7 protein-coding genes and 1 pseudogene are annotated in these 13,259 nt (G+C 56.0%); all 8 read right to left on the bottom strand.

All coding sequences use genetic code 11. The annotated features are described in order from the left end of the window. Positions 1 to 38: 38 nt before the first annotated feature. A pseudogene (locus HRQ60_RS13200) lies at positions 39 to 677 on the bottom strand (AraC family transcriptional regulator); the annotation flags it as partial. A 107-nt stretch (positions 678 to 784) separates the two neighbouring features. Then, positions 785 to 1,645: a peptide-methionine (S)-S-oxide reductase MsrA gene (gene msrA, locus HRQ60_RS13195; RefSeq protein WP_246281314.1), complete on the bottom strand. Its 861-nt coding sequence runs from the start codon at positions 1,643 to 1,645 to the stop codon at positions 785 to 787. A 172-nt stretch (positions 1,646 to 1,817) separates the two neighbouring features. Continuing rightward, positions 1,818 to 2,666 carry a S66 peptidase family protein gene (locus HRQ60_RS13190; RefSeq protein WP_172196291.1) on the bottom strand — a complete coding sequence of 283 codons (849 nt, stop codon included), beginning with the start codon at positions 2,664 to 2,666 and terminating at the stop codon, positions 1,818 to 1,820. Between the two features lie 203 nt (positions 2,667 to 2,869). Beyond that, positions 2,870 to 5,287 carry a putative bifunctional diguanylate cyclase/phosphodiesterase gene (locus HRQ60_RS13185; RefSeq protein WP_172196290.1) on the bottom strand — a complete coding sequence of 806 codons (2,418 nt, stop codon included), beginning with the start codon at positions 5,285 to 5,287 and terminating at the stop codon, positions 2,870 to 2,872. A 232-nt stretch (positions 5,288 to 5,519) separates the two neighbouring features. After that, positions 5,520 to 9,293, bottom strand: a complete 3,774-nt coding sequence (locus HRQ60_RS13180; RefSeq protein WP_172196289.1) for a dynamin family protein — start codon at positions 9,291 to 9,293, stop codon at positions 5,520 to 5,522. Positions 9,294 to 9,338: 45 nt separating this feature from the next. Beyond that, complete coding sequence (locus HRQ60_RS13175) at positions 9,339 to 9,596, bottom strand: NAD/NADP transhydrogenase alpha subunit (RefSeq protein ID WP_172196301.1); 258 nt, start codon at positions 9,594 to 9,596, stop codon at positions 9,339 to 9,341. A gap of 81 nt (positions 9,597 to 9,677) precedes the next feature. Continuing rightward, complete coding sequence (gene nth, locus HRQ60_RS13170; protein WP_172196288.1) at positions 9,678 to 10,349, bottom strand: endonuclease III; 672 nt, start codon at positions 10,347 to 10,349, stop codon at positions 9,678 to 9,680. Positions 10,350 to 10,483: 134 nt separating this feature from the next. Next, positions 10,484 to 13,207: an S-layer homology domain-containing protein gene (locus tag HRQ60_RS13165; protein ID WP_172196287.1), complete on the bottom strand. Its 2,724-nt coding sequence runs from the start codon at positions 13,205 to 13,207 to the stop codon at positions 10,484 to 10,486. Positions 13,208 to 13,259: the final 52 nt, after the last annotated feature.

The raw sequence follows: 13,259 nt of genomic DNA, 5'->3' as shown, positions 1-13,259 counted from the left end.
ACCTTTGGATTTATTCTGTTCTTATCCTAAACCCAAATCGGTTTATCTTCCATCTTTAGTTTTAAAACACGCCCTAGTATAAAAATCCGGGCTCCGTCTTCGGATCGCATCGTCCGATTGAGCGTGCCGAGCGAAATATCCGACAGGGCAATCGCTTCTTTGCGGGTAGAGAAAGCCGGCAGCGTATTGACAAACCGGATCCCCGAGTCGGTCTTGATCCAGAACAGCCCTTTCTCCCGATTGTCGATATACTGCGCATACAGCCGGTCTTTCTCTTCCGTACTCAAATAGGAGAGCGTTCCGTTCGAAATTTTCCAGCTGCGATTGAGGCTGATCAGGGTGTATTCGGCTCCTTCCAGCCCCATCGTGGCGATATAATTCAACTGGGAATTGACTTCGCGGTAAGCCGCGAAATCTTTCTGGGTAATCGGATTGTCGACGACTTCGCTGAACGAACTCGTCGTGCTGTATGTATTGAAAGCGTATTCAATAGTCCGTATTTTTTGTTCGAGGTTATTTTTGGTCTGCGTGATGGAGGTTCTTTTTTCTTCGGCCACGCTGTCGATCACCGAACGCACCGTTTGGAAATACGTGTAAATCCCAAAACTGACGGCCAGGCCGACGCCAAGCAGGAGAATCGGAACAAACGTTTTATAGAACATTCTTCCTTTTTTCATCGAATTCCTCCAGCGATTATCAGATTATTCCATAATTATAACGCTCCCACAGCCCAATCCGTAACCCCCAAACTCGAATTGAAGCCGGATTTCATCCGGCTCCCTGTTCAATCTTGCGGAATAAAGCGCAGCGCAGCGGAATTGATCCGGTAATGCAGCCGTTCTTCGCCGGGTCCGTCATGCAGCAAATACCCCAACCTCGCTCCGGTCAGCCGGCTGACAAGGGCGGTTCGAACCTGGCCGTTTCGCAAATCCGCTTCGCGGCGTACCAGATGGCTGCTGCCCGTTTTGGAAAATGCGGGCCAACCGTCGCCGGACTCGTATTTATCCGCCGATTCGAACAGCGGATCACCGCTCAAACGGTCGACGTAGAGGCCGAGGCGGCTCTCGTTCCAATAGGCGTTGTCATAAGCCGGCTCCATGTCCCCAAGTACGATCACTTCGTATTCCACTTCGTTCAGCTCGCCCCGCAGGCGCTCCCGGTCCCGGTCCGTATGCCAATGGCTGCGCAGGAATTCGTCCCGCCCCGAATGCTGGCGATACAGCCGGTAATGGCCGAAACGGTGTTTGTAATAATCCTGATGCTTCTCCTCGGCCGGATAGAACGGACCGGCTTCGGCAATCTCGGTCACGATTTTGCTTGAGAAACGGCCGCTTTTGGCAAGCGCTTTTCGGGAAGCTTCCGCTTCTCGCTTCTGCTCTGCGTGATGTGTGAAGATCGCGGCGCGATACGAAGATCCGCGATCTTGAAATTGTCCGTCCGCGTCGGTGGGATCGATCTGCTGCCAGAAAAGTTCAAGCAGCCGCGAATACGGAAAAATCCGGGGATCAAACGTAATCTGGACGGCTTCCGCATGACCGGTCGTCTCCCGTCCCACTTCCTCGTAGGTAGGATTCTCGGTATGGCCTCCGGTATAACCCGAAACGACCGACACGATGCCCGGCAGTTCGTCGAACGGCGCCACCATACACCAGAAGCATCCGCCGGCGAAAGTCGCCTGCTCGAATCCGGGTTCCCCCGGCACTTCCGACGAGACGGCAGACACCGAGCGCACTGTATCCTTTTTCGCGGATTTTCTTGTTCTTTTATTGTCCAGCCAGCTGCCCCGGATCTTCACCGCTTCATCGCCTTCCTTTCTTCTAACCGATCACGATACATTTCGCGTCTTCTCCATGCCCGATCCGGGTTGACTGCACAATCGGAATCGGCCGGCTCCGGGTCAGTTCCCGAACATAATCGCGCACGATCCCGAATTCGCCCCGGCTTTCCAATTCCGTAAACGTTCCGAGCAGCAGACCCGAGCAGCGTTCCAACGCCCCGGTTTGGGACAGCTGGGCGAGCAGTGAAACGATCCGGTTCGCTTTTCCGCCCAGCGATTCCAACAGCAGCACTTTCCCCGTAAAGTCCGGCCAATACGGCGTTCCCGCCAATTTGAGCAGACAGCGCAGATTGCCTCCCGCCACATCCCCGTTCAGATCTTCCCCCTGCAGAAAATCGAAATCGAAATTGTACAGATCCGGCAGCCCTTCGAAAAAAGTCCGATAAAACTCTTCGCGCTGCCGCTCTCCGTAAGCGCCGATCAAATTCCACATCCGGTAATGATACGTCCGAATCCCGCTTTTCCAAGCGATCGCATTCAGTACGGTCGACAAATCGCTGAGACCGAATAGAGGTTTGTTCGAACGTCGAATACTCTCATAATCGAGCAGCGGCAGAATCTGGTTGGCCGAATCGCCGCCCGACAGATCGAAAATAGCGACGATCCGCGGATCGGCAAACAGTCGGTTCAGCTCTCCCGCACGCTCGCTTGGCGTTCCGCTAAAAGGCCCGCCGCTGCTTATCAAGGTTCGGGCTTCTTCGACTTCAAGACCGAATGCGCGCAGTCTTGTCGCCAATTCTCCGACTTGGCTGCGCTCTTCCGGTGCCAGGCCGTCGGAGCAGGCGATAAAGGCGACGGTATCTCCCGGTTTCAATCGAAATTCGGACATGTTGTTCTCTCCTTCGTTTCCGTGGTCCGGCTTCGATGCCGGCTGTGTCGTTTTTATTTTACACGATTTTTCTGCTTTTTATTCGGCTCTTCTATTATGAATTTTTCACTATATTATTTTATTTTTAATTGTTGTCGTCAAAAAAACTCCCCTTATCCCAATCGATCGGGTAAGAGGAGTCTTGCCGGGTTCCGGCTGTCGGTTCAGGAAACCTGCGTTTGGCCGACCTGTTCGGGAGACAACGGCCGGCTGTAGTAAAATCCCTGCACATTATAACATTGAAGCTCCTGCAGCAGCGCCGCCTGCTCGCTCGTTTCGACACCTTCCGCGATGATCTTCAGCCCAAGCTGTCTGGCCATCGAAATGATCATCTCCGCAATGGCTTTGCTGTCGCGGTCGGTCGTGATTTTTTGGATAAACGAGCGATCGATCTTGAGGCAGCTGATCGGCAAACTGTGCAGATAGCTGAGAGAACTGTAGCCGGTACCGAAGTCGTCCATCGAAACGGAAATACCAGCCGCTTTGAGTTTGTCCAGAATCTCGATCACATGCTCTTCGTTATGCATCATGGCGCTTTCCGTAATCTCGAGTTCCAGCAGCTTGGGATCGAACTTCGTTTCTTCCAGCGTTTGCATAATCGATTCGTAGATGTCCGGCTTCATCAGATGGACCTGCGACACGTTTACGGCGATGGGCAGAATACCGCGGCCTTCGCGCTCCCAGGTTTTGGCCTGCAAACAGGCGGTTCGCAGTACCCATTGTTCGATCGCTACGATCATGCCGCTTTTCTCGGCCAGCGGAATGAAGCGCAGCGGCGAAATCTCTCCGTGAATCGGGTGATCCCAGCGTACCAGTGCTTCGTATCCGATCGCTTGGCCGCTGCGAATATCGAATTTCGGCTGGTACACGAGACGCAGCTGATTTTTTTCGAGCACCTGCTCCAGCTCTTGTTCCAGCTTCATTTCTGCCAGGCTTGTCCGGTCGCTTGCCGCATCATAGAACCGGTATTGGGCGCTTCCGTTCTGCTTGGCGTCATACATAGCGGAGTCCGCGTATTTGGTCAGCAGTTCGCTCGACAATCCGTCATCCGGATAACGCGAAATGCCGACCGATGCCGACAGCTTGACCGTATGCTTGCCGATTTCAAAAGGCTCGTTGAAGCGTTCCACGATACGTCCCGCCCACTTCTCCGCTTCTTGACGGCGATAGACGGAAGGCAAAATGACCGTAAACTCGTCTCCGCCCATCCGGGCCAGGAACGCATCGGAAGGAATACATTCCTTGATCAATCGGCTCGCCTGCTTGATAACCAGGTCTCCGAAAGCATGACCGAAAAAGTCGTTCACCCGCTTGAATCGGTCCAGATCGATAAAGAGCAGGGTAAAAGGTTCAGGCTTCCGGTCTCCGTAATTCGCATAACGCTCCAGCGTAACTTCGAACGAACGGCGGTTGGACAACCCGGTCAATTCGTCATGATAAGCAAGATGCCGAATCGTTTCCTGATCCCTTTTCCGCTTGGTAATGTTCTTGACGATACTATAAGCGCCTACGACGCTGCGATCCACAACGATCGGAAGCGAAGTCAGCGCGTAGGATTGAATATGTCCGTCGAGCCCGGCCAGATCAATCTCGGCGGTCCCGGGAGTTCCTCCGAGCACAAGCTTCATGTGTTCGGCAACCAGACGTCTTTGTTCGCCGGAGAACAGATCGCTGAAGCGGGCGTCCAGCACTTTTTTGCCGGATTTCTTCGCGATCATTTCCGCCTGCACGTTCATGCCGGTCACCACGCCATGGATATCGAATTCGATAACGCCGTCGGGATTGTGTTCATACAAGGAAATATAATGCTGTTCGCGCTCCCTGATCTTCATCCCCTGCAGTTTCTCGCGAATACGCACGAAATCGTCCGGTACGGCGAACAGCAGGCAGACAACGCCGAGCATAACCAGATAAGGAACCAAAAAGGCCCGGTTTCCGCCTATTTCGCCCGTCTGGATATACAGATCGAGCGGCAGGACCGACAGGACGCACAAGATCGGAATCCCGAACAGGGCGAACCCGCATAATACGATTCCCGGCACACTCCAACGCGAATGAAGACCGTGTTCCCGATTGCGGTTGGACAATGTGACCAGCCGCATGACGGCAAATCCGATACAGAACGTCAGCAGCACATTCATTGCGACCAGATCGGGATTCCATACGGCCAGATGACGGAACAGCAGCAGCACATTCGCATAATCGAACAGCAAAATCGTAAACGCCAGAATCAAGCCCGTCCAGAAAAATCGCGCCCCTCCGTTCGAAGGCACAACCGCATAACGGAGGGCCAACCCTGTCGCGAACAAACAGCCAAGCACGGTGAAAATCAGGTGAACCGCGTAATAATCGAAGCTCACCTGCAAATTCAGCGATAAAGGGGCCACGATATGGTCGATTCCAAAAGCGGCGGCGCCCAGCAGCACCACGATGCCCTGCCGCTTTTTCACCTTTTCCGTCCGTAGTTCGGATCTTTTCCAAGCTGCTCCGTACATAATAAGCGCACATGCCGCAATAGAGCCCAGCAGTGCAATCGTCAAATATAACCCATTCAATGATAGGATTTCTCGGATGTCATTCATGATCTTCTCTCCCGCCTGAATAGCTTTGGGTCTGCACTTGCTAACTGCGCCGATATTCCCATCTATCTAAGTCTTTTATCGTAATAGTTACCCGGCAAGTTGAGTCTTTAAACTCATAAAAACCAAAAAAAGAGATATATAAGTGTCAGGGACTCGCCCTTTACTTGTATATCTCTCAGTTTAATGCCAAAAAAGGATTTTAGATAGAGGTTTCATGAGTCTAAGGTCTCATTTATTGTTTCTCTTCTGTCTGGAGTATCATTTTTAAGCGATTTTCGATTTGAGTCCACAGTGGGGTATCCGGCCGATCGGACAAGGAAATCCGGATACCTTCGGCCGCTTCTTCAGCCTGCTGACGCAGAACGCCCGCTTCGATAGACAATTTGTCCGCCAGCTGCCTGCCGTAGAATTCTTCGAATTCCGCCAGTCGCACTTCGGTCACATGCTGCAGGGCCTCGCGGAAAGTCGCCAAAGCCGCTTCGCGCACTACATCTCTGCCGCGCTGCTCAAAAAAGACTTTGGGGCTTTTGAACAAAGGCCACAAAGACGCCCAGTCCAAAGCGGATCCCAGCTGAACTTCGGAAATATGCGGCGTCTCCCAGGCTGCGCTGTCCGTCTGCTCCAAACGGTCAAACGGCGTTCCGAGCTCGGCAAGCCGGGCCCGTGTATCGGTCAGCGCCGCCTCCAGCATCCGCTGACCGGCACGTTCGATCCGAAGCCCCGTCGCAAGCAGCTCGTTCTCCGCTTCACGGGCAACCATCCGCGACAATTCGCGGCCGCAGGCCAGGAAAGAAGCTTTCAGATCGCCGATTCCCGCATGCAGCAAAGACGGATTGAAACTTTCGGCAAACCAGTCCCCGAACCGGAATTCGATCCGCTGGCGCACATGGAACAGCAGTTCCCGGATCTCGCGGGCCAGTTCAGGCGCTTTGTCCGCTTCTCCGGCCAGACCTGCAACCTCCTGGGCCCGGGTCAGCGAACGACCCAGCCGTTCCAGGCGAAGCTGCCGCTCCTGCTCGCCCTGAGCCGCTTCTTCGATCCAGCCGGCCAGACGCTCGCGGGCCGCTTCGATTTCGCGGTCGGCCGCGGATGCGGCCAGACCTGCCAATTCTTCGGCGGCAAAATGCATCAGCTCGCGTTCAAAAGCTTCGAAGCGGTCAAACGGAAGAACTTCCGCCGGAAGCGCTGCGCCCTGCTTGCCTGCCAGGGCCCGAAGACTGGAGACCGGATAGATACGGGGGTTGAGAACCCCTTCTCCGCGCAGACGTTCTTCCAGATGCGACGTAACCCCGGCGCATTCTTCTTCCGAATCGGCCAGATCGGAAGCATTGACGATGAAGAAAGTCTTGTCGACGGTATCGCTGCCTTTGACACGTCCCAGCTGCGCCAGGAATTGGCGGTCCGCCCGGGAGAACGCGTGATTGTAATAGGTCACGAAGACAAGCGCGTCGGCATTCTTCATATAATCGAACGTGACGCCCGTATGCCGGGCATGAACCGAATCCGCTCCCGGCGTATCCACCAGCACGATTCCCTGGCGTGTCCACTCCGAATCGATATACAGATCGATGCGTTTGACGAAGCAGGCCCAGCTCTCCGTCGCCGCATACATCCGGAATTCTTCCGGATCGGCAAGGGTTTGCGTACCGAGAAAAGGCTCGGCACGATCAAACCCCGCATCCGCGGCTCGCAGGAAGCTGTAATGCGCGCGTCCCGAAGGATGGATCCGATCCGGCGTCAAAGCCCGAACTTCGGCCCGCCAACGCCCCGTAAACGGATTGTGCAGTCCCAGCAGCTCGCAGGCGTCGGCCAGATCGTCCATCAGCTCTTCCCTCGTCTTCATGACAACAAGCGCACGCCCGTGATCTTCGGCGCGCTCCGGGGCCATGATCCGGTTGATTGCGGCCGTTGTCGGATGCGGCGAGACCGGCAGATACCGGTCCCCGAGCAGCGCATTGGCAAAAGAAGATTTGCCGGCGCTGAACGCTCCGAACAGCGCAAGCGTGAAACGCCCTCCGCGCAGCGAAGATTCGCGTTCGCGCATGGCACGCAGGGACGAACCGAAGGCAGACAGCGGTTCGAGCAGACTTGAAGCCTCATGCAGACGATCCGCCGCCGCATGCAGAATCCCCAGGCGTCCCGATGCTTCGGATGCCGAATGGACGGATACGGAAGCCGGCGAAACTTCGCGTTCGCCCGGCTCCGCAGATTCCCCTTCCTCTTCGGCTTGTTTGATCCCGACCGGGTTCCCCGTGCCGGCTGCTTCGTGCCGCGAAGCGGTATCGAACTCGTCTTCGCGGCCGGCTTCCTCCGGCAGATGTTCGATTTTGGGCAGCTGCCAAACCGGAAGACCGTCGCGGTTTCCGAGCATCTGCGTCAGCTCGTCTTCGCGATGATCGAGCGCTTCGCGCACTTCGCGGCGAAGGCGCGCTTTGTCCGCCAGCGCCGACGTGGAAGCGATCCGCTTCTCCAGTTCCTCCAAGCGCTCCTTATCCTGCGGCATGCGTCTTTCCAGCAGTTGATCCGCAAATTCCTGCGCCGCTCTGCGGAATCGTCCCAGCGTATCGCTGCGCATTTCGCCGGAGAAATTCATGACGTATTCCGGCGAGATGCGTGCGCCGTCTTTGAGGCGGCCGGTAATCCAGACCGACTCGACGCGCGGAAGCGCCCGTTCGAGGTCTTTCTCGCGATCGGCATCCCACACGCCAAGCTCGCGGCCGAATGCCCGCAGCCTTTCGCGGACATGCACATCCAGCCCCGCTTCTACCCGTTCGGCAAAATCGGCGGTTACGCTCTCGAGTCTCTCGTCGCGTTCCTTCTCCGCCCGTTTCTTCGTACCGAACAGCCCTCCGGCACGGAATCCGGGCACGGAAGCTTCCAGATAGGCCTGCACCAGATCGCGCAGAGACGCCGGCATGATCGGCGCATTGTCGAGCGTACGGCCAAGATCCGTCATCAGCTGCTCGCGTGCGGAAGCTCCGCGGTTTGCGATTTCGCCGTGCTCCGATTGAAGCGCTTGCAGTCTAGCTTCCGCTTCCGCTTCGCCGGCTTCTTCCTCGGCACTCAGCCGCACCGCTTCATCGGGGCGTATCTCCCGTTCGCTCAGCAGGTGCCGGTCGATCAGGTCCTGGGCCGCAAGCCGTACGCCGCGTTCGAGCAGCGACTCGCGATCGGCCAGCAGTTCTCCGATCAAGTCCTGCAGCCGGTTCCATCCGCTGAGCGGATGATCCGGATGTTTGACGGACAAATACAGGACGCCCGCCGCCCCGATCTGCCAATCGGCAAAAGTCCGCTCCACCGTTTCCCGATAATGGGAGAACGACAGTTCTTCGCTGCGGTGCTTGTCGATCTGATTCACGATCAGAATCAGCGGCTTGCCCAGATCCGACAGACTTTTGGCAAAAGTCAGATTGGTCTCGGATTGGACATGGTTGTAGTCCATCACATAAAAAACGACATCCGCCAGATGCAGGGCCGCATCCGTAGCCGAAGCATGTCCCGCATCCGTGGAATCGACGCCGGGCGTATCCAGGAAAGCGCCTCCGCCCTGAAGCAGCGGAATATCTCCCCATATTTCGACCGTCGCATAAGCTTCTCCGTCTTTGCAGTAGCGTTCGAGCGCTTCTTCCATATCTTCGGGCGGCAGTACGAGCTTGAGCTCTTCCTTGACGGCAGCAGATTCATGCCCCTGCCGCCCGTCCGCTTCCTCCGACGGATGCAGCGTAATTTCCGCGCGCCGCTCCCCGCTGCGGATAATAGCCGCATTCGCCGTTGTCGGAAGCGGTCCCGAGGGCAGCAGAGGCCTTCCGCACAGAGCATTGATCAGACTGGACTTGCCGGCCGAGAAATGGCCCAGAAAAGCGAGCGTCAATTCACGCTCGCTCCATTTTCGCTGCAGTTGGCCGATTTTGGCCGCCGCTGTGGAATCTTCATACAAAATTAGAGCGGCACGCAGCCGCTCCAATGTTTGTTGCAGATCCCCGGATTTCATTGTCGTTTCCGCCATATGCCCCTCCAGGTTCAATTCCGTTTCAGCTTCGTTACACCGATCTTAGACGGATGGAATGAAAATTTCAAAAATTTTGCCGTGCTGCAAAATAGTGATATCGCGTTTTTTGTCGCGCATAACGACCACTTCCGGTTTAACGCGCATTTGCTCGATGTATTCTTCCGGAATTTCGTTGACGCAGCCTACCGTTACGCCTTCGATTTCCGTATCTTCATTTTCCGGAATGTCGCTGACCAGAATCTGTTCGAAGATATCCGAGAATTTCTCGAACTCATTCGTGTACACCGTTACGCATTTCATGTTTGTCATCATGTTTTCCATATTTTCCATGCTGTCCATCCTCTTTTTGTGTAATTTGTCGATCTCTTTTCCGAAAACGGGTTATCCCGATTTGCGGGTTCTGCGCACCGTTGACGTCTTCATGCGCTTTTTGCCTTCTTTGCAGACGTCGAGCAGCGGACAGACCTGGCAGTTCGGAGACTGGGCCTTGCAGTGATACCGACCGAAAAAAATCAGACGGTGGTGCGTAAGCGTCCATTCGTCTTTCGGCACTTTTTTCATGAGCTTCTTTTCGACTTCCAGTACGGAATCTTCCGGCGCCGCAAGTCCGAGACGTTTGGATACCCGCTCGACATGGGTGTCGACCGCAATAGCCGGGACCCCAAAAGCGTTGGAGACCACGACGTTTGCGGTCTTGCGCCCTACGCCGGGCAGCTTGACCAGCTCGTCGTGCACGCTCGGAATTTCGCCTCCGTACTGCTCGATCAGCAGCCCGCAAAGACTTTGAATATGCTTGGCTTTGTTGCGGTACAACCCGATCCGGCGAATATCCTGTTCCAGTTCCTCGCGCGGGACCGAAAGGTAGTCTGCCGGCGTATGGTACTTTTGGAACAGATCCCGGGTCACTTTATTCACCGTGGCATCCGTGCATTGGGCCGACAGCAGTACCGCAATCGTCAGCTCGAACGCGTTCTTGTGTTCGAGTTCGCAGTGCGCATCCGGATACAGTCCGGCTATCGTGTCCAGGATATGTCTGACTTTCGCGTTGGTCATGGCTCAATCCTTTTCCCGCGCCGCAAGGACGAGCAGGGACAGACAATCGATGTCAAAGACAAACCGGCCGGTGCGAACGTAGCTGTCCGCGCCGAGCCGGCCTGGCCGAACCCGGCGGGCCGCCGGGCCGAAATCTATTGCTTCACTAGCTCGTATACGACGTTATTATTCAGATACAATACGATTTTATCATCTCCGACGAGCGATTGCACGCCGATATTCGTCGTTCCCTGATGAATCCATGCTTCCGGCGCCACCTTGAACACGTTGTTCTCCGCGGAACCCGGCGTGATTTTGACTACGATCGTCTGCGTCAAGGCATCGTATCTGGCAAAGGTTTTGCTCAAGGCCTGGAATATCGTGAAAGTGGTGCTACCGTCGGGCTGAACGACAGCCTGTACATGCTGCCCTGCCGTCAGGGTTCTCAGCCCGGATACAAGCGATCCGTTCTGGCTGACGTTGAGCGGCGAAACGGCACCGGAGTAGGTGCGTGCGGCGCCTGTCGAAGTCAGCAGCGTAACGGAACGACCGGCCGGATCGATACTCTGGATCGTACCGAGCATACTGTCGGACAGTTTGACCTTGGATACTTCCGGGCCGCTGAACGTCACGTCGACCAAAGCGCCGGCCGTCAGCCCGGCGTATCCGATCTGGGCTCCCTGCGCGTTGAAGATCGCTTTGTTATCGACGAACAGGCTTGCGGTTGTTCCGCCCTGTTCGACGCTCAAGCGGCTGCTTCCCGGCGTCGTGTCGACGACGCGGAACTGCCGGGTAGTCTGAACGGCTACGGACTGCAGCGCCACGCGGTCGGCGTAGAGCGAAGCGACGATCCGGTCGCCCGTTTTGACATTCGCCATGGTGGCGCCGCTGATTCCGTATACCTGCACGACCGTACCGGTTGTGCCGTAAGGCAGTTTGATGCTTGTGCCGTCGTCCAGCTTCAATGTAACCGCCTGCGCTGCGGCATTCACCTGTTCAACCGTGCCTTCGTACTTATAGACGAGTTCGAGGGAGATCAGGCGGCTGCCTACCGCTGTCAGGTTCAATCCGCGGCCTTTGATCAGCAGCGGCTCGATTCCTTTGAGCGTCGGCGCGGGAACGTTGTAGGCAAGCTTGGCGTTGGCGTCGAGCGTGAACGCATACGGTTTGCCCGCCGTATCGATCACCGCAAGCACGCCCGTAGCCGCGTCGTATGAACTGACCGTCGCGAGCGACAGTTGGGTCGCTTCCCGGTTTTTGACCACGATGCGGGTGACTTCCCCGCTGCCGTTCAGGGTCAATTCCACACGGTCTCCCTGCGTTTTGTCCGGAATCAGGTCCTGCAGCGAAGCGCTTTTGCCTCCGATGATAACTTCGGCTTTGTCCGCAAGCAGTTTGACTTCAAGTGCGCCTCCGTCCGTCTTGTAAGTCAGCGTGGACCCGTCGGCAGACGTTTGGTACAGCGATGCGGTCAAGGTGCGTTCGACGCTTTCCGTCACTTCGACGGTACGAACGGCATTGTTTTCGATCGTATAACGGACTTTGCTGCCCGCTTTGAGATCGGACAAGCCTATGATTTCGTTGCCGTAGCGGATAATCGATCCGGAATCGAATTTGTACGTCTCCGATGCGCCGGCCGATCCGACAAACGTAATCGTGCCCGAAGCCGTATCCACGGCAGCGACCGTCCCCGTATCGGTTTTGCTGATATTGCCGGATGTAATCTGAATCGTCAGGATTTTATTTTCGCCGGAGTACGTTTCTCTCAGCAGCGACACGCGGCTTCCCGCGCTGATGTTCTTGGGATCGATCGGACTGCCGTTCTGATCCAGGAATACGGTCGAAGCGTCATACTCGTATTTGGGATAATCGGAAGCCGTTTTCAGGAAAAGCGTACGGTTATCGGTCAAACGGTCGAATTCTCCCGTAATCGTCTCCACCTGTGCTTTGGGATCGACGATTTCGACGTAGGCGGCTTGGCCGTTTGCGCCTGCCGCCATGACCCGGGTATACAATTTCAGCTCGGAAGCCTGCACGCGGGTGTCGGCACCGGCAGCAAAATAAGGCGTCGAAGCGCTCAGCGCATAGGTGGCGCTTTTGCCTTCCGCATACAAAGTAACGGAGTTCGGGGTCAGCGCCGTCACGATTCCCCTCGTTGTTCCGGTATAGGCAGGCGTTATGTAACTTTGGGCCCGGCTGAAGAAGGTCGCCATCTGTGCGCGCGTAACCGAACCGCCCGGATTGAACTTGTTGTTGTCCATTCCTTGTGCGATGCCGAGTTTGACGGCGGTGCTGACGTAGCCGAGATTCGCTTTGGCAATATCGGCGTTATCGGCAAACGACGTAGCGGCCGCCGCAGACAGCGCTTCGGACTCTTTGCCGATGGCGCGGACCAGAATTTTGGTTACCCATTCGCGGCTTGCCGGCTGCGTTCCCCAGGCTTTGCCGTCAAGATCGGTTTCTTCCGCGGACTTGAGCAGCCCTTTTTCCAGCGCCAGATCCACATAAGGTTTGAAGTAATTGTTGACGGTCAGCTTGTCCGGAAGCACCGAAGTTTCGATCGTGCCCAGTCCGCTTTCCGCTCCGGCGAAACGGATCGCCATCGTGATTGCTTCCTGACGGGTAATATTGTCGCCAGGCTTGAATTGGCCGTTTTGCCCGAGTACAATGCCCTGCGCCGCAAGCTTATAAATGTGTTTCTCCGCCCAATATCCGGACTTCACATCGCTGAAGCCGGCCGCGGACGCTGACGTTGTCGAAGGTGCCGCGGCTGCCGAAGAAGCCGGCACCTCGGCCGCCAGAGCGACAGAGCCTCCGCTTGCCCCCATCATGACGGCCAGGACGGCCGGAACCATTTTGTTGAATTTGATATGCTGCATATTTATTGTCCCCTTTCTTATGTACAAGCGAGCCAAGCGCTAACCTTAAAGA

Source organism: Saccharibacillus qingshengii (genome assembly GCF_013185195.1).
GTDB lineage: Bacteria > Bacillota > Bacilli > Paenibacillales > Paenibacillaceae > Saccharibacillus > Saccharibacillus qingshengii.
This window is presented reverse-complemented; position numbering and strand designations above follow the sequence as displayed.